Annotated in this window: 15 protein-coding genes; 6 read left to right on the forward strand and 9 right to left on the reverse strand. The window is 57.2% G+C overall.

Translation table 11 applies throughout. The annotated features are described in order from the left end of the window. Together B2344_RS09040 and B2344_RS09045 are read left to right on the forward strand one after the other, a co-directional pair. A partial coding sequence (locus B2344_RS09040) for an FkbM family methyltransferase (RefSeq protein ID WP_290483227.1) occupies positions 1–1293 on the forward strand: 1293 nt, incomplete at its 5' end. Positions 1294–1398: 105 nt separating this feature from the next. Further along, entirely contained in the window at positions 1399–2445 is a 1047-nt protein-coding gene (locus tag B2344_RS09045; RefSeq protein WP_290483228.1) for an NAD-dependent epimerase, read from the forward strand. On the opposite strand, the gene rfbC is transcribed toward B2344_RS09045, so the two are convergent. The 4 genes from rfbC to rfbB all read right to left on the reverse strand — a co-directional run bounded on the left by rfbC (position 2446) and on the right by rfbB (position 6031). After that, entirely contained in the window at positions 2446–3009 is a 564-nt protein-coding gene (rfbC, locus tag B2344_RS09050) for a dTDP-4-dehydrorhamnose 3,5-epimerase (RefSeq protein WP_290483229.1), read from the reverse strand. Between the two features lie 12 nt (positions 3010–3021). After that, on the reverse strand, positions 3022–3891 hold the full coding sequence (gene rfbA / locus B2344_RS09055; RefSeq protein WP_206991145.1) for a glucose-1-phosphate thymidylyltransferase RfbA: 870 nt from the start codon (positions 3889–3891) through the stop codon (positions 3022–3024). Positions 3892–4100: 209 nt separating this feature from the next. Continuing rightward, complete coding sequence (gene rfbD / locus B2344_RS09060; RefSeq protein ID WP_290483230.1) at positions 4101–4982, reverse strand: dTDP-4-dehydrorhamnose reductase; 882 nt, start codon at positions 4980–4982, stop codon at positions 4101–4103. After that, entirely contained in the window at positions 4979–6031 is a 1053-nt protein-coding gene (gene rfbB / locus B2344_RS09065) for a dTDP-glucose 4,6-dehydratase (protein WP_206991147.1), read from the reverse strand. The genes rfbD and rfbB overlap by 4 nt, the downstream gene beginning before the upstream one ends. Before the next feature lie 370 nt (positions 6032–6401). Between rfbB and B2344_RS09070 the strand changes: the two genes are divergently transcribed. Beyond that, on the forward strand, positions 6402–7562 hold the full coding sequence (locus tag B2344_RS09070; RefSeq protein WP_290483231.1) for a DegT/DnrJ/EryC1/StrS family aminotransferase: 1161 nt from the start codon (positions 6402–6404) through the stop codon (positions 7560–7562). Between the two features lie 25 nt (positions 7563–7587). Here B2344_RS09070 and B2344_RS09075 read toward each other — a convergent pair whose 3' ends face one another. Next, the gene (locus tag B2344_RS09075; RefSeq protein ID WP_290483232.1) at positions 7588–8130 is read right to left on the reverse strand and encodes an RDD family protein; all 543 of its coding nucleotides are present in this window, start codon (positions 8128–8130) and stop codon (positions 7588–7590) included. A 217-nt stretch (positions 8131–8347) separates the two neighbouring features. Here B2344_RS09075 and ahcY point away from each other — a divergent pair, with 217 nt between their 5' ends. Genes ahcY through metK form a run of 3 tightly spaced genes read left to right on the forward strand, consistent with a single transcriptional unit; the run spans position 8348 to position 11818 of the window. After that, positions 8348–9742 carry an adenosylhomocysteinase gene (ahcY, locus tag B2344_RS09080; protein ID WP_034810898.1) on the forward strand — a complete coding sequence of 465 codons (1395 nt, stop codon included), beginning with the start codon at positions 8348–8350 and terminating at the stop codon, positions 9740–9742. 15 nt (positions 9743–9757) lie between these two features. Further along, positions 9758–10612 (forward strand): formyltetrahydrofolate deformylase, encoded by an 855-nt coding sequence (locus B2344_RS09085; protein ID WP_290483233.1) that lies wholly within the window; start codon positions 9758–9760, stop codon positions 10610–10612. A 24-nt stretch (positions 10613–10636) separates the two neighbouring features. Beyond that, positions 10637–11818, forward strand: coding sequence for a methionine adenosyltransferase (gene metK, locus B2344_RS09090; RefSeq protein ID WP_290479816.1), 1182 nt, complete (start codon positions 10637–10639; stop codon positions 11816–11818). Between the two features lie 7 nt (positions 11819–11825). Here the strand turns inward: metK and B2344_RS09095 are convergent, their stop codons facing one another. From B2344_RS09095 to glmS, 4 genes are all read right to left on the reverse strand, one after another. Next, on the reverse strand, positions 11826–12221 hold the full coding sequence (locus B2344_RS09095) for a hypothetical protein (RefSeq protein ID WP_156947777.1): 396 nt from the start codon (positions 12219–12221) through the stop codon (positions 11826–11828). Next, positions 12194–14659 carry a S8 family peptidase gene (locus B2344_RS09100; protein ID WP_290485054.1) on the reverse strand — a complete coding sequence of 822 codons (2466 nt, stop codon included), beginning with the start codon at positions 14657–14659 and terminating at the stop codon, positions 12194–12196. Before B2344_RS09100 ends, B2344_RS09095 begins: the two co-directional genes overlap by 28 nt. A gap of 104 nt (positions 14660–14763) precedes the next feature. Next, complete coding sequence (locus B2344_RS09105) at positions 14764–15690, reverse strand: hypothetical protein (protein WP_290479819.1); 927 nt, start codon at positions 15688–15690, stop codon at positions 14764–14766. A gap of 104 nt (positions 15691–15794) precedes the next feature. After that, a complete protein-coding gene (glmS, locus tag B2344_RS09110) occupies positions 15795–17621 on the reverse strand; it encodes a glutamine--fructose-6-phosphate transaminase (isomerizing) (RefSeq protein WP_290483236.1) in 1827 nt (608 codons plus the stop codon). Positions 17622–17748 lie beyond the last annotated feature (127 nt).

Consider the following 17748-nt stretch of genomic DNA (forward strand, 5'->3'; position numbering starts at 1 on the left):
CTCACCGAGTATGCGCTGAGCAACGACAACCAAAAAGCTTTCTTTGGAAACGGAGAAGTCCAGGCCGCAGCTATTGCGACCACATCCATCCGTCGCACGCTTGGAAATGACGTTCGATTCCTCACCGAATTTGCCTTGAGCGAAGAGAACCGAAAAACCTTCTTCGGAAAGGAAGAAGTCCAGGCCGCAGCTATTGCGACCACGTCAATCCGGAACGCGCTCGGAAACGATCTCCGCTTCCTTATCGAGTACACTTTGAGTGAGACGAACCGGAAGACCTTCTTCGGAAATGGGGAAGTGCAGGCCGCGATTGGTGAACTTTCCTCCGTCCGGAATTCCATCCTGACCTCTCAACTCAATGAAAGAGAAGCAGTGGGCGTCCTGTCCGGCACCTGGCCCATGAAGCAGCGCCAATTGGACGGATTTTCGAAGTACCTGGACATGATTTCCAGACTGAAAGTGTATTACGGCGACAGCCCGGTCCTGAAAGATTTGGAGACAGCTCCCATTCCCGATGGTGGCTTTCCAAACGATATCGTACTGCGAGATTTCTTCACCGAACATTTGTGCCGCGGGCAGGAATTCCTGATGCGCGATTCAACGCTGACCTATGTTGACAAGCATGCGATCTGGACGTTGATCCATGAAATCCTCATGGATCAGGAATACTATTTCGATACCGATCAGAAGAAGCCCTACATTATCGACGCTGGCGCCAATTTCGGGATGTCGAGCGTCTACTTCAAGGAACTTTATCCGAATGCAGAGGTTCTGGCATTCGAGCCTGTTCCCTTCCTTCACGATCTGGCGTCAAAAAATGTCGCCCGCAACAAGTTGAGTGACGTAACAGTGTTGAAAAAAGGCTTGGCCGCGAAACCGGGCACCGCCACATTCTTCATGTCCGGAGACTACAGTATGGCAGGATCCCTCACCGAGCGGCGCAGGACATTTGGCGATGAAATTGAGGAGCTGACAATCGAAACAGTGCCTCTGGCTGATTATCTTGATCGCGAAGTGGACTTCCTGAAACTGGATATCGAAGGCGCTGAAGGGGAAGTCCTAATGGCCGCTGGGGATGCCCTCGCCAATGTCAGACAAATGTGCGTGGAATGGCATCTGGGCGCAAACCCGTCTGATATCGCCCTGGACGATGTTCTTTCGATCCTCACGCGCCTCGGCTTCCGTTATCAGATCGGAAAGTCTGGAAACTATGCCAAGCGCAGCCGCAGCAAACCCATGTCGCACTTGGGAGAGTTGGGAACTTTGAACTTCTGGGCAAAACGCGACACCTAGCCTGCCCGCCCGCGACGCAGTATCAACAAGATTGCCCGCTCTGTATCGCAACGACCAACTGGATTGGTCCCTGCCCTCACCTGAACCATCACGGAATTCGATTACATGCCCTCAGCCACAGATAGCAAAACCTACCTGGTCACCGGCAGCGCAGGGTTTATCGGATTTCATGTGGCAAACACGCTTCTCAAACGGGGCGTGCCAGTCGTTGGGTTCGACAATCTGAATGCGTATTACGATCCCGCCTTGAAACGGGCGCGTCTGAAAGAGCTGGAAAACACATCGGCAAAAGAAGGCGTTTCGTTCAACTTTGTCGAGGGAAATCTCGAGAACGCAGCAGAGCTGAACGCCTGCTTTGAGTCACATGACTTTCATCGCGTGATTCATCTGGCCGCTCAGGCTGGGGTGCGCCATTCGATCACCCATCCTGAAGAATACGTATCGTCAAATCTGGTCGGCTTTGCCAACATGCTGGAAGCTTGCCGAACAGCCAAAACGCCCCATCTGGTCTATGCATCGACATCAAGCGCCTATGGCGCGAATACGACATCTCCCTACAGTGAATCTCACGGGGCGAATCATCCGCTACAACTCTATTCCGCCACCAAGAAGGCAAATGAGTTGATGGCACATGCCTACAGCCACCTGTATCGCCTACCCACCACAGGATTACGATTTTTTACCGTCTACGGACCATGGGGGCGGCCCGATATGGCGCTGTACCTGTTTACGGACGCGATCGTCCGCGGTGAGCCAATAAACATCTTCAACAATGGAGAAATGTCTCGCGATTTCACCTATGTCGATGACATCGTTGAGGGCGTCCTTCGAATTGCAGAAAAGGTTGCAGAGCCTGATCCGGACTGGGACGCGAGCGCGCCAGACCCGGCAACGTCAAATGCTCCGTACCGGATTTACAATATCGGCAACAACCAGCCCGTAAAACTGCTCGATTATGTGGAGGCTCTGGAAAATTCCCTGGGGCGCAAGGCCACACGCAACTTGATGCCGATGCAGCCGGGTGATGTGAAAAACACCTATGCCGATGTGACCAAGCTGACGGAAGCCGTCGGGTACCGGCCCTCAACATCCGTCAAGGATGGCGTCGAAAGATTTGTCGCGTGGTACAGGGAGTATCACGGTATCGATTGATCAGCCCTGATACAAGAATCCCGTATCAGTGTCCTGCAGACTGCCGGCCTGTTCATCCTTCTGGGAGAGTTGCGGCACGGCGCCGTCCAGAGGCCATTCAATTCCAATTTCCGCATCATCATACCGAATAGAGCGATCATTGTCCGGGGCATAGGGCGCCGTGACCTTGTAGATGACATGTACATCTGGCGTCAGCGTCAAGAAGCCGTGCGCGAAGCCTTTCGGTACCAGGATTTGATTTCCCGCTTCCGCGGTCAATGTGACCCCCGTCCACCGGCCAAAGTTCGGTGATCCCTTGCGGATATCCACGGCCACATCGAATACCGCACCGGTAACGACGCGCACAAGCTTGTCCTGGGCAAAGGGAGGGGTCTGGAAGTGGAGGCCTCGCAACACGTGCTTCTCTGCAGAGAAGGAGTGATTGTCCTGAATCCAATCCAATTCAATTCCAGCGTCAACAAAACGCTTGTGATTGTAGGTCTCGCTGAAATAGCCACGGGCATCGCCATAACGCGCCGGGACGATTTCCTTGACGCCATCAAGGCCAAGGTCACGCACATTCATCAATCACTGTCCTCAATTCTGGTTTGCAAGTGTACGCAGGTAAACGGCGTATTCTGTCTTGCCGAGCTGGTCTGCGGCATGAAGCAATTCTTCGCGCCCGAGATAGCCCTTTTCGAAAGCAATCTCCTCCGGACAGGCGATCTTGACGCCCTGCCGGTGCTCGATCGTACGCACAAAGCTGGATGCTTCATGCAGACTGTCATGTGTCCCAGTGTCCAACCAGGCATATCCCCTGCCCAGCTGTTTCACTTTCAGCTTGTCCATTTCCAGATAGGCGCGGTTGACGTCGGTGATTTCGAGTTCACCTCGTTCGGACGGTTTCAAATCGCGTGCGATATCGACGACCTGTTCGTCATAGAAATAGAGGCCGGTAATCGCCCAGTTCGACTTCGGTGCGCTCGGCTTTTCTTCCAGCGTCAACGCCTTGAAGTCTTTATCAAAGGAAACAACACCATAGCGCTGCGGGTCCGCAACCTTGTAGGCAAAGATTGTCGCTCCGTCGGCCTGTGCAGCCGCCTGCGCACACATCAAGCCGAGATTGGCGCCGTAGAATATGTTGTCCCCAAGGACCAGGGCTGACGGGCCGCCCTTCACAAAGTCCTCGCCGATAATAAACGCTTCGGCCAGACCGTTCGGTTGCTCCTGGACGGCAAACTCGATGTTGATTCCGAACATCGACCCATCTCCCAGCAGTCGCTTGAACTGGGACTGATCCTCGGGCGTCGTGATGATGAGAACGTCTCGAATACCGGCAAGCATGAGTACGCTCAGCGGGTAGTAGATCATCGGCTTGTCGTAAACCGGCATCAGTTGTTTTGAGACAGCCTTCGTCAACGGGAACAATCGAGACCCCGTCCCGCCTGCCAGAACGATGCCCTTCATCCGCCAACACTCCACATAGCAATTGTCCGCTTGGTTTGGACCATCTCGGCGAGGCTGGTCAACCGCTAACTGAATTTAAGCTGCACTGCCATCGCCCGGACGCGCGTCTTGCGTATAGACATGCCGATTTTCATCGGGACTGGGCGAAGAAGATAAAAATTCGAAGCCGAATGTGCAGCTGAAAAGTGTCTTCGCACGGGTCGAAAGCCTTATTGTGCAGGTTCGGCAATAATCGCGGAAACCGTCTCGGAAAGGCCAATATTCCAGTCAGGCATTTCAATTCCGAAAACACGGCGGGTCTCGGCCATATCAAGCCGCGCATTCAGGGGCCTTTGCGCCGGCGTGGGATAGTCCGCCGTCAAAATACCGTTCACATCGGCGACCGGACCGCCCAGCTCCTTGCTGACCTCGTAGATCCGCTGCGTCATGGATGCGCGATCGGTCTCTCCCGCCCCTGCAACGTGGTAAACACCCCAGCTACCAAAGCCAGGCTTGGCCGCCTGTTCAGCGATTGTGATCAGAGCCCGTGCGAGATCGGGCGCATGCGTTGGACAACCAACTTGATCACTCACAACACTCACTGCGTCGCGGGTCTGCGCCACCCTCAACATGGTCCGCACGAAATTTCCACCAAATCGCGAAAATATCCACGACACCCGCACAACCAGGGATCGTTCAGTCCCTTCGCGAACAGCCACCTCCCCCTGAAGCTTGGTCTTGCCATACACGCCCAACGGATTCGGTGTGTCATTTGGCGTGTAAGGACTATCCTTTGCGCCATCAAACACGCAGTCTGTCGACATATGGATGAGCGGCACGCCACGCCGAGCGCACGCAACCGCCAGATTGCCCGGCCCTTCAGCATTCAGAGCATAGGCGCCGTCAGCATCTGCCTCGGCGCCATCGACTGCGGTAAATGCCCCCGTATTGATCACCGCCATGGGCTCATACCTGTCGAGCGCGCTGAGGTGCGAGTCTGCGTCCAGCAAATTCACGATCGAACGCCCCGGACAAATGACCCGATCACCCCCTACCGAGACCAGCGCTTGCGCGACTTGCCCCGACTTTCCAACGACAAGGATGCGTGTCATGCCTTAACACCCAGCCTCTCGCCACTATAGTGCTTGTCTCGCAGGGGCCGCCACCAGGCCTCATGCGTCAAATACCAGTCAATTGTCTCTTCAAGACCAGCTTCGAAATCCTGCCTTGGGGTCCAGCCCAATTTCGTATCGATCTTGGACGCATCAATCGCATACCGGAAATCATGCCCCGGACGATCGGTTACAAACTCGATCAGATCTGCATGAGGAGCATTTTCCGGACGCCGGGCGTCCAGGATTCGGCAGACCTCGTGCACGATCTGCAGATTTGTCCGCTCGCTACCGCCGCCAACACAGTAGACCTCACCCGGCACGCCATGTTCAGCCATCATCTTAAGGGCGCGGGCGTGATCTTCAACATGCAGCCAGTCGCGCACATTGGTTCCCGTGCCGTACACCGGAAGGGCTTTGCCTTCCAGAGCGTTCAGAACCATCAAGGGTATGAGTTTCTCGGGGAACTGGCGCGGTCCGTAATTGTTTGAACAATTGGAGACCACAACCGGCAGCCCATAAGTGCGCTGCCACGCCCTTGCCAGATGGTCCGACCCGGCCTTGCTGGCAGAATAAGGCGATGACGGATCATATGGCGTCGTCTCGCTGAAATGGCCTTCCGCGCCCAGAGAGCCGAATACCTCGTCAGTCGAAATATGTACGAAGCGAAAGTGTTGCTTTGCCTCGTCAGGTAGGTCAGACCAATATGTCCGAGCCGCTTCGAGCATCGCATATGTGCCCACAACATTGGTCGTGACGAATTCCGCAGGCCCATCAATCGAACGATCAACATGCGTCTCAGCGGCCAGATGAAAAACGACGTCTGGTTTGACCGACTGAACGATCTCCGTCATGCGCGCAACATCTCGAACATCAGCGTCTATGTGACGGAAACCGGCCTGAGAGCTCAATTCGTCAAGCGTGACCTGATTAGCCGCATAAGTCATGCGGTCCACAGCCACGACTTCGGCGTCGCTTTCCGACAATAGCAGGTGGCAAAGCGCAGATCCGATGAATCCGGCGCCACCCGTCACGACATATCGTTTCATTTAGCAAATCCTGTAATTTCGCAAAAAGGGATTGGGTTGCGACTCCGTATCAGAGCAAACTTCCCGACATGCCCGCAACCGAGATAAAAAAGCGGCGCCCTGTCGGCTTTTGCCAGTCGTTCAATTCCAGACATTACGCCCCTGTCATGGTCGCCCCGGCCCGCCTTCCGGGCTACACCAAGTCCGCTGTCACAGCAACCAATCGGCACATTATTCAGTCGCATTCGTTCACAATCCCTCATGCTGCGACTCCCCGCAGGCATGAGTGTGAAAACATTCGCAGAATTAGTCTGTAACCGCTCGTGACTTGCACCCATTATGGGTTGATCGTATTCGGCCAGCATCAGATCGCAGAACAGGCAGGTTCCTCGTGTCCATCCCCTTCATTGACCTTCAAGCACAGCGCAAGCGCATCGAAGCCGAAATCAATACGGCCATTCAGGGCGTGGTGGAAAGCGGGCGATACGTCCTTGGCCCCGAAGTCTCCGAGTTGGAAAACCAGCTTGCGGCCTGGTGTGGCGCTGCGCATTCCGTCAGCTGCGCCAATGGCACAGACGCCCTCGCGCTCGCGCTGATGGCGTGGGAACTGAAGCCCGGCGACGCCGTTTTCTGCCCATCCTTCACCTTCGTCGCGACGGCTCAAGTCGTGCCTTGGCTTGGTGCTGCGCCGGTCTTCGTCGACATTCTGCCAGAGACCTACAACATGGACCCGGCACATCTGCGCAAGCAGATTGAGGCCGTGAAAGCCGAGGGCAAGCTGACGCCGAAAGTCGTGATCGCCGTCGACCTGTTCGGGCAGCCCGCCAACTATCCCGAAATCAAGGCAATCTGCGACGAGTTCGGCCTGAAACTGATCGCTGACACGGCGCAGGGCTATGGCTGTACGCTGAACGGCAAGCACCCGTCCGACTGGGCCGATATTGCCACGACCAGCTTCTTCCCTGCCAAGCCGCTGGGCTGTTACGGCGATGGCGGCGCGATCATCACGAATGACGCCAAACTCGCCGAGCGGATCGAATCCCTGCGCGTCTATGGCAAGGTCACCCCGACCGATGCGGCCGAGCGCAATTTCCATCATGACCCGAAATACCTCTCCCTGCGCGTCGGCATGAACTCCCGCCTCGACACGATCCAGGCCGCAGTCCTGCTGGAGAAACTGAAAATCTTCGCTGACGAGATCGAGAAACGCCAGATCGTGGCAGATCGCTATGCCGCGGGCCTGACCGGCCATGTCAAACGCGTGCCGAGCGTCATTGAGGGCGGCAAGAGTGTCTGGGCGCAATATGTCATCGAGCATGAAAACCGCGACGGCCTTCAGGCGCATCTCTCGGCGCAGGGGATCCCCACCGCCGTCTACTATCCGGTGCCGATCCACGAGCAGGATTTCTGCGCCCGGTTCAAACCCGCGGACGGCACGCTGCCCGTCACGGAAGCAGCGAGCAAACACGTGATTGCGCTGCCGATGCACCCCTATCTGGAAGAGGCGGACCAGACACGCGTCATAGATGCGATCCGGGCATTCAACGGGTAGCTAGAAGCGACAGACTCTCCTCTGGCTAGGACACAGCTACTCGTCTCGCCTTTGTTCCGGATGTCGTGTCCCACATGTAATCCTGTCTTTTTCGGAACAGCGTCCACGGCCAAAATGGCCACCAGCTCAAGATCAGCCAAGCTACGAATGTCCGCGTTCCAAAACTTGGATGGTCGCGAGATGGCAGCACCTTGAATCTCAGCAGATGCTGCCCAAAGGTCTGGGCGCCCCGGTCGAAGTGCCATTTGAAATAGTAATAGCCTCCAAAACAGGAGGCCAGGCCGATGACAAGCGATACCCAATCTCTCGACATCAACACCTCGCGCTCAAAACTCCACTGCCATGCGCCGGTCGCAATATACTCCATTACCAAGGCAGGGAGAGACACCGCCGGGAACACTCCCATAACTATGACAAAAAAATCGAGATAGAACGCAACGAAGCGTCTTGTCAGGCCTACACGGGACTCTTCGATGACCGTGCCGTGCCGCTTCGGCCACCAGAGCGCAATGGCGAACCCCCACGGTAACAAAATAAATCCCCACGGATCTGACGAGACAGACAACATGCGCCTCCAGGATAAAGACTACCCATAATCTGCCCCACCCCAGGTTGCCAACAGGCATTCTACCCAAGCGTCGAACCGGTCCGGGCGTGGGGGCGGCAGGACAGCGGTCAATTTTCCAGGGGATGTGGGTGCGCGGGCTTGAAAGTGAGCACTTCGCGCGTTGCCTTTTCATGTGCACCGTGTTAGCCGCGATACAAACATATAAAGGATCATTGATATGGCTGAAAACTACCGCGTCGCCGATATTTCCCTCGCCGAGTATGGTCGCAAGGAAATTGCCATCGCCGAGACAGAAATGCCGGGTCTGATGGCCGCGCGCGAAGAGTTCGGCCCGTCGCAGCCGCTCAAGGGCGCGAAGATCGCTGGCTCCCTGCACATGACGATCCAGACGGCTGTGCTGATCCAGACGCTCGAAGCCCTCGGCGCCGACGTTCAGTGGGTTTCCTGCAACATCTACTCAACGCAGGATCATGCCGCCGCCGCCATCGCAGCCAATGGCACACCGGTCTTCGCCTATAAGGGTGAAACGCTGGAAGAGTACTGGGAATTCACTGACCGCATGTTCCACTGGCATGACGGCACCGGGGCGAACCTGATCCTCGATGATGGTGGCGATGCCACCATGTACCTGATCCTCGGTGAGCGCGCCGAATCCGATCCGGCCTTCCTCGAAAAGCCAGGATCGGAGGAGGAAAAGTTCCTCTTCGCACAGATCAAGAAGCGCCTTGCTGCGTCCCCTGGCTGGTTTGCCAAGACCAAGGCAGCGATCCGCGGCGTGTCGGAAGAAACGACGACCGGCGTGAACCGTCTCTACCAGCTTGAGAAGAAGGGTGAGCTGCCCTTCCCCGCCATCAATGTGAACGACTCCGTCACCAAGTCGAAGTTCGACAACAAGTATGGCTGTAAGGAATCTCTGGTCGACGCGATCCGTCGCGGCACGGATGTGATGATGGCTGGCAAGAAAGCCTTCGTCGCCGGTTATGGCGATGTTGGCAAAGGCTCGGCTGCGTCACTGTCCGGTTCCGGCGCGCGCGTTGCCGTTTCCGAAGTTGACCCGATCTGCGCCCTTCAGGCCGCGATGGACGGCTATGAAGTCCTGACGGTCGATGAAGCCGCACCGAAATTCGACATCTTTGTCACCGCGACTGGCAACAAGGATATCCTTACCGTCGACCATATGCGTGCGATGAAGGACATGGCCATCGTCTGCAACATTGGTCACTTCGACAATGAAATTCAGGTCGAAGGCCTGCGCAATTTCGAATGGACGAACATCAAGCCGCAAGTCGACATGATCACCTTCCCGGATGGCAAGCGGATCATCCTGCTGTCTGAAGGCCGCCTCGTGAACCTCGGCAATGCCACTGGTCACCCTTCCTTCGTGATGTCGGCATCCTTCACCAATCAGACGCTGGCGCAGATCGAACTGCATGTGCGCGGCGAGCAGTATGAGAACAAGGTCTATACGCTGCCCAAGCACCTCGACGAGAAAGTCGCCCTGCTTCATCTCGAAAAGCTTGGCGTTCAGCTGACAGAGCTTTCCGGCGAACAGGCTGACTATATCGGCGTTCAGACGACCGGTCCGTTCAAGCCTGAACACTACCGCTACTAGGGGAAACCTTCTTCCGTGGCACGTCCCTATATCCTCAAATTTGCCTGCCCCGACCGCGTTGGACTGGTCGCAGGGCTGGCAAAACTGATGGAGCGTCATGATTGCTTCATCGCCGCGTCGCGTACATTTGGGGATACGGAAACCAGCCGCTTCTTTGCACGACTGGTCTTCCACGGGACGACCGACGCCCTGCCGGCTGGACTTGAAGATGATTTGGCGGAAATGGCTCACGAGTTGGGTGCGGACTGGTCAGTCCATCCCGAAGGTGAGGCCGTACGGACACTGTTGATGGTGTCGAAATCAGAACATTGCGCAAACACGCTCCTCTACGCGGCGCGGCGGGGTGAATTGCCAATTGATGTCGTCGGCATCGTCTCCAATAATGAGACGCTCAAGGATGATTTTTCCCATTGGGGCTTACCCTGGTTCCATGTTCCGGTGACAAAGGAAACAAAACCGGACGCTGAGGCTCGACTGTTCAGCATCGTTGAAGACACGCAAGCTGATCTCGTCGTACTCGCCAGGTATATGCAAGTACTGAGTGATGAAGCCTGCCGTCGTCTCGAAAAGCGGTGCATCAATATCCATCACTCCTTCCTGCCGGGATTCAAGGGCGCACGCCCCTATCATCAGGCCCATGCCCGCGGCGTGAAAATGATCGGCGCGACGGCGCACTATGTGACGGCCGATCTGGATGAAGGGCCAATCATTACCCAGCTCACCGAAGCCATCGACCATACGTTCAGCCCGGCTGACATGATCGAGAGCGGACGGCATCTGGAGGGCAACGCCCTGCTTCGCGCGGTCAAGGCTCATGCAGAGCACCGCATCTTCATAAACTCCGGAAAGACGGTCGTTTTTGCCCGGTAAAAGAACACTGATAGAGAGCCAGACATGAAACTTGCCAGCCACGAATTTACCAGCGAGAGCGTTTCCGAAGGCCATCCGGACAAGGTGGCTGACCAGATTTCAGACGCAATTGTCGACCTGTTCCTGTCGCGCGATCCAACAGCGAAAGTCGCCGTCGAGACCCTTACGACCACCAATCGTGTTGTCCTTGCCGGTGAAGTGCGCACCAATAACGGCGCCGTCATCACGCATGACGAAATGAACCAGGCGGCGCGCGATGTGGTCAAACGGATCGGCTATGAGCAGGACGGCTTCCATTGGGAAAACATGGAAATCGCCAATCACGTCCACGGCCAGTCGGTTGAGATCGCGCAAGGTGTCGAAGCTGGACAAGGCCTCTACGCTGAGGAAGGTGCAGGCGACCAAGGCATCATGTTTGGCTATGCCACGAACGAGACCCCGGAACTGATGCCAGCCACACTGGTCTATTCGCACCAGATCCTTCAGCGCCTCGCGCAACTTCGCCATGATGGCACACACCCCGAGCTCGAGCCTGATGCAAAAAGCCAGGTTACGCTGCAGTATGAAGGGTCAAAGCCTGTCGGTGTAAACGCGCTTGTCGTATCCCATCAGCACAAGGATAGCGCCACGCTGGAACAATTGCGTGAAATCGTCCGCCCCGTGATCAAAGACATCCTACCCGATGGTTGGTTTCCGGACGAAGACAAGTTTTTCGTGAACCCCACCGGACGCTTTGTCATTGGCGGACCTGACGGCGACGCCGGCCTGACCGGCCGCAAGATCATTGTTGACACGTATGGTGGCGCTGCGCCCCATGGCGGCGGTGCATTCTCCGGCAAGGACCCGTCCAAAGTGGACCGGTCGGCCGCGTACGCCACGCGCTACCTTGCCAAGAACATTGTGGCCGCTGGCCTCGCTGATCGCTGTACCATTCAGGTCAGCTATGCGATCGGTGTGGCGCAGCCGCTCTCAATCTATGTGGACACGCATGATACGGGCAATGCAGACGAGGACCGTATCGCTGCGGCGCTGCGCGAATTGTTCGACCTGTCGCCCAAAGGCATTCGCACGCACCTCAAGCTGAATCAGGCGATCTACGGCCCGTCCGCAGCCTACGGGCATTTCGGCCGGACCCCGACCGAGAATGGTGGGTTCAGCTGGGAAAAGACGGACCTTGTAGACGAACTGAAGCGCCTCGCGAACTAGCGCCGCCTCAATACGCGACAGTGATTTTGTCAATGAATGCCACGGTCTTGCCGTGGCATTCTATTTTGACTCGCTGGGGCAACGGCTTCCGCGACTGCTGGTAAGCTGCCGTTCCGGGAACGGACGGCCCACCTTCCGTGAGGTTGAGGATCAGCAAGCCCTCATCCTCAGTCGGAACAGAGCCAAGCCGCCAGGACTGCTCATCCGCAACACGGACAACAACGTGCAGTTTTCCCCCGGACTGACCCGGGCCCGGCATGCGATTGATCCATGCCGACGTGTCCGTGATTTCCGGGCACGCGGTTTCGCCAAACGGCAACCAGGCGCATCCGGTCAGGATGAACCCACTCGCGACTGCCAGCAATGACCTGCGGCCTACCATGGGGTCGACAGCCGCATCCACAGCGCCTCCTGGTCTTCGGCACCGCTGATATGGTTGGGCGACGTGGAGACCACAGCTGCGGCCTCGCCAGACCATGTGTCGGTCAGTCCGAATGTGTAGCGCGTTTCAAAATCGATTTGCCGACCGCTGGGGGTCAATTCAGCCTGCACCAGATCCCGGATCAATTGACTGTTCATATCCACACCAATCGGCGCATCGAGGTTCAAGAAACCTGTCTCGGCTCGCCGCGGCTGCGCCATGATGAAGTGCAACCGCCCCTCACCCAGTGATCGGTCTGCGCCCACCGACCAGCGGCTCGTCCAGATGCCTTCCACATCAACACCTGGCAGGTCGACGCTCGCCATTTCCATTCCTGAAGACAGGACCCAGTCGGAACCGGCGAACCATGCTCCCTCCAGCGAATATGCCGTCATCTCGGTCTGGTCTTGCGCGCCGAAGCGCTCCTGCAGTGTTCCACCCAGCGCCGTATCTTCATCCGAAATGAAGGATGCGCCCGCACGAAGTGACCAATCCTGGGCATCGCGGCCGAACATGAAGCCGGACTGACTGCGACCGCCCTGCTCGGCAGAGAATATGTCCATGACGAGGTCATCCGTCACGGCATGACTGAATTTCGCCCATGCGCCGCCGGTCGAAAAAGCGTTCCCGACACCGGGTTCGTTGAGCAGGGAGATATCTGGCGCCAGATGCGTCAATGATCCACCTCGTCCCAATTCCACCTGGCTCTCGCCGAAACTGTAGCGCATCTGGAATGTTGATTGCGGGTCTTCCTGATAAGGGGCGGTCGGATCATCCTGCAACCGAGCCTGGGACCAGCTGAACGACATGTTTCCAGCATTAACGGCATAGGATTCGCCCGCCGCCCAATCAGCGCGGGTTTCAAAATTCACCAGGCGTGAGCCGAGCGCATCTGACGGCAGGGTCGCAGCAATGGCATCGGCATTCAGGCGGAAACCGCGTTGGTACTGGTCCTGAAAGACGAGGCTGTTGAACGCGCCGGAATTGGTGGCCCAATCCCCAAACGCGCCACCGCTGGGCGCAAGCGCGTCGGTAAAGCTGACTTTCTCGAGACCGAAGTCCAGATTCTGCTGGCCTTGTGGTCGGAATGCTTCTTCGAGGTTCAGGAGGCCCACACCGGAAACGCTGTCAGTACCAGCACCCGCGACCTCGCCCGTGATCAGGTCGGGCGATGTGTCTACATAGTCTGTCGCGGTATCCAGCAGGATCTGGAGAGCGACTTCAGGTTGGGACTGCAAGTTCGGGAACGCGTCCAGCAAGAGCGCCAATGCGCCCGCAACATAAGGTGCTGCAAATGATGTCCCCGAAATGCGATAATAGTCTCCATCACTGTCGGCATCATTTGTCGGGTCGCCGGGGAATGCGACATCATCGTCCGGGCCAGTCGAGATTACGTCCTCACCGGGGGCGAGCAGGTAGAAGTTCTGCGCCGCACTGCCTGCCCTGTTCGAGAAGTCCGACAGTATGCCATTCGGGTCGACCGCGCCCACGGCGACAACCCGCCCGAGTGAAGATGTTTCACCTGCGATATAGGCAGGCTCGGTTGGGCGTTCCCCGACCGCCTCGGTGTCATTGCCATCTTCATCTGTCCCTGCCGGTTCAGCTTCATTGCCGGCCGAGATGACGACCAGCACACCCGCCGCGGCCGCAGCGCGGACGGCGTTCTCCAGTCGCGGATCATTGTCGATCTCGCCACCGAGAGACATGTTGATGATCGAAGCCCCCTGAGCCACGGCGTATTCAATCGCACGGACCAGCGTATCGTCGTTGTAGACGCAACCTTCATCTTCCCCGGTGCGCGCACAGCTGCCGGGCGAGTCAGCCCGGATATCGATTATGGAAGCCTCATACGCGGCGCCTTGAATACCGTTCGGCGTGTTATCGTCCAACACGCTGCTGAAATCGTCCTGCCGACGCGCAGCGATGACGCCCGTAACCAGTGTGCCGTGGCCTTCGGTGTCGGTATCGCCATCCTGACGAGTGATGGTGACCCGGTCTCCAGCAGCGTTGAAGCCAGCACAGGCAGTGTCCGCACAGACATCGAACATCTGCACAACAGCCCCTTGGAGATCGGGATGATCAGAATCAGTCCCCGTATCGATGACCGCCACAGTCTGACCCTGGCCTGTCGCGCCAAGTGCATAGGCTGCTGACGCACCGATAATGGGCAGGCCTACTGTGGCATTGTACTCGCGCGTTTCGAACTGTTCCCGCTCTGCGATTGTGTCAGGAAACGGATTCGAGGGCGGCGGCGGTGGAGGCGGCGGCGGAGGGGGCATCGGCGTGACAGCGGAACTGCCGCCGCCTCCTCCGCCGCCTGCGCAGGCCCCCAGCACAATGGCCGACGCACCCAGCATGGCAGCCGCCAGCATGGACCGCGGAATGGGCTTCACCGATTTTATGTTGCGATACCGGATCATGAAGATTCCTCCCATAGCGGCATCCAACTCGTCCTGCGGTCGGTGCCTTCCAAGCAATATTCCACCCCAAAGATAACCAAGGGGCAAACACTTCACTCAGCTTGTCAGGAAAATTCGACACGTTCTTGCGAGAAGTAGAACAGCGAGCGCGTCTCCTCATCAATTGTGTCATTGTGCGCTTCCAGCAATTTGTGCATGGCGTTTTTGCGATCCTTGAGCGCGTGATCGAAATCACCCTCAATCATGCGGTCAACACCGGTCCGAACCATCGCATCGCGCACTTCCATATACAGCGTCAGAGATCCGCCGAGAAACATGGACTCATAGGCAATCTTGCTGGCGATTTTGTCATGGATGTCAGAATACTGGAATTGCCGCTCCATCACCGATTTGCGCTTGCAGATGAAATCAATCTCGTGCCGGTGCTCTGGATGACGCAAGTAGAAATTCTTCAGCGCGGTCATCTCCGTGTCGATCCGGGCCTGCACATCTTCCGGCAGGGATTCACTGAGAATGATGATGATATCGATATCCGAGCCCTTCACCATCTCCCCGCTCGCGACGTGTTCCCGTGGCTCATTGTGCGCGAGATAGTAGGCGAGATCGCCCGCGATAAATGCGCAGAGTTGGCTGCGAATGTCGCGTCCCAGAGTGACGAATACCTGCTTCATCACGGCTTGGGCCACCGACAGCTTTTCGCGGCTGATCTCCCGATGCATGTTCGACAGGGTGCCCTGCCGCTCGATCATCTTGTCGCGTTGGCCCGGTAAGCCGAACAAGGTGAAGGACAGGAAATCTCGCAGGATCGAAGGGCTCAGCCGCACCTGATCGTCGCGCGTGATATCAAATCGCAAATAGTAGCTGGCGAAATGGGACACGTGCAGCTTGCGGCTCTGATAGCAGGCTTGCCACAAGGCCAGATGTGGAACGCCATAAAGATCGTCAGCCAGCTCCTTGCCGAGCCGAGGTCCCTTCTCCGCCAGGACCGTCTCGATTCGGGCTTCAATTTCTTTCAAATCATAGGTCGGCACGCACGAATCTCCCACATCCTGCATCAGTAAGGCAGGCCAGGAAGACGCTGTCCAGCAAGGTCAGGTGGTCACGATCCGTATTTGATACGATCAGGCGCGTCTCATCACTCAACGGTGACTGACTTGGCGAGGTTGCGCGGCTGGTCGACATCAGTCCCTTTGGCAACAGCCACATGATAGGCCAGCAATTGCAACGGCACTGCGGCCAGCACTGGCAGGCTGATATCATCACCATCCGGCAAGCAAATCACATGATCAGCCCGGTTACCCGCAGCTTTGATGCCGGCTGCATCCGAAATGAGGATGACACGCGCGCCACGTGCGCGGATTTCCTCGACATTTGAAATGGTCTTCTCGAACAGCTCGTCTTTTGGCGCGATCACAACGACCGGAAGGTCTTTTTCGATCAGCGCGATGGGGCCATGCTTCAACTCGCCGGCGGCATAGCCTTCGGCGTGAATATAGGACACTTCCTTCAGCTTGAGTGCACCTTCCAACGCCAGCGGGTAGTACCGTCCGCGACCGAGGAACAAGACATCCCGGCAAGGGGACAACGTCTTTGCGATCTCGCGGATATCATCTTGTGCCTCAAGTGCCTCGGTCACCTTGCGTGGCAACGCCATCAGACTTTTGACCGCCATTACCTCATCACCAGGCAAAAGATGCCCCCGAGCCTTGGCTGCATTAAGGGCGAGCACAGCCAGAACAGACAATTGCGCGGTGAAAGCCTTCGTGGAGGCTACGCCAATCTCTGGCCCGGCATAGGTCGGCACGATCGCCGCCGCCTCTCGGGCGATCGAGCTTTCGGGTACGTTGACCACAGCCACGGCCGGGGTGCCATTTTGACGGCAATAGCGCAGGGCTGCCAGCGTGTCGGCTGTCTCTCCGGATTGGCTGACAAACATTGCTGGACCGGTCTGAGGCAGCACAGGTTCACGATAGCGGAATTCAGATGCGATATCGGTCTCGAACGCCAGTTTGGCTTTCTGTTCAAACCAGTATTTCGCTGTGTGGGCGGCATAATACGCTGTGCCACAGGCAATCGCCACAGCCCGATCAGCCTTGGCGAACATCGTATCGGCCACTTCGCCCAGATTGAGCGTCTGCGTCGCCTGGTCGATATAGGGCAGAATGGAACGAGCGAGAGACTCGGGTTGCTCATGGATTTCCTTGAGCATGAAATGATCATACTCGCCGCGCTCAATCAGGCCTTCGTTCACAGCGGATTTCACGCGGGGACGGTTTACGCGGTCACCATTTGCGTTGCGCACATCATGGCTGGTGGGCGTCAAGACGACCCAATCGCCTTCCTCCAGATACGTCACGTCGCGCGTGAGAGGCGCCAGCGCGATGGCGTCAGAACCAAGGAACATTTCGCCTTGCCCGTATCCGAGGACCAGCGGGCTGCCCTTGCGCGCGCCCATCAGCAAGTCCGTCTTGCCGGAAAAGATGGCAGCGATGGCGAAAGCGCCCGACAGGTTTTTCAGCGCGGCTTCGAATGCATCAACCGCGTCCATGCCTTCGGCCATGTTCTGGTCGATCAGCTGTGCGATGACTTCGCTGTCTGTCTCAGACTCGAATGTTCGGCCCCGCGCCTGCAAGTCTTTACGCAACTCGCGGAAATTCTCGATGATGCCATTGTGCACAATCGCGACCTTGCCTGACACATGGGGATGAGCATTGGTCTCGTTCGGCTTGCCATGCGTGGCCCAGCGCGTATGGGCGATGCCAGTCGGGCCATCAACCGGCGCGTCGGCCATGAGGGCTTCCAGATTGACGATCTTGCCCCTGGCGCGGCGGCGCTCAATTGCATCTCCCGCCAGCACAGCTATGCCGGCGCTGTCATAGCCACGATACTCCAAACGCTTCAGGCCGTCGACGAGACGCCCGGCAACGGTTTCCGTACCTGTGATCGCAACAATTCCGCACATACTCTACCTCCATTCGGGTAAAGCGTATTTAGACCGCCTGAATCCGCCAGGATAATGACACTTTGTGTAGGAATGCGACAACAGACAGGCAAAACCGTCTCATGGTGGGCATATTGCATGCTTTAGC

Source organism: Hyphomonas sp. UBA3195, from assembly GCF_002366485.1.
Lineage (GTDB): Bacteria > Pseudomonadota > Alphaproteobacteria > Caulobacterales > Hyphomonadaceae > Hyphomonas.

What these genes read in the sequence shown, in the direction of transcription:
- B2344_RS09045 (WP_290483228.1), top strand. Translation starts at nt 1,399, where the DNA reads ATGCCCTCAGCCACAGATAGCAAAACCTACCTGGTCACCGGCAGCGCA.
- rfbC (WP_290483229.1), bottom strand. Translation starts at nt 3,009, where the DNA reads ATGAATGTGCGTGACCTTGGCCTTGATGGCGTCAAGGAAATCGTCCCG.
- rfbA (WP_206991145.1), bottom strand. Translation starts at nt 3,891, where the DNA reads ATGAAGGGCATCGTTCTGGCAGGCGGGACGGGGTCTCGATTGTTCCCG.
- rfbD (WP_290483230.1), bottom strand. Translation starts at nt 4,982, where the DNA reads ATGACACGCATCCTTGTCGTTGGAAAGTCGGGGCAAGTCGCGCAAGCG.
- rfbB (WP_206991147.1), bottom strand. Translation starts at nt 6,031, where the DNA reads ATGAAACGATATGTCGTGACGGGTGGCGCCGGATTCATCGGATCTGCG.
- B2344_RS09075 (WP_290483232.1), bottom strand. Translation starts at nt 8,130, where the DNA reads ATGTTGTCTGTCTCGTCAGATCCGTGGGGATTTATTTTGTTACCGTGG.
- ahcY (WP_034810898.1), top strand. Translation starts at nt 8,348, where the DNA reads ATGGCTGAAAACTACCGCGTCGCCGATATTTCCCTCGCCGAGTATGGT.
- metK (WP_290479816.1), top strand. Translation starts at nt 10,637, where the DNA reads ATGAAACTTGCCAGCCACGAATTTACCAGCGAGAGCGTTTCCGAAGGC.
- B2344_RS09100 (WP_290485054.1), bottom strand. Translation starts at nt 14,659, where the DNA reads ATGATCCGGTATCGCAACATAAAATCGGTGAAGCCCATTCCGCGGTCC.
- glmS (WP_290483236.1), bottom strand. Translation starts at nt 17,621, where the DNA reads ATGTGCGGAATTGTTGCGATCACAGGTACGGAAACCGTTGCCGGGCGT.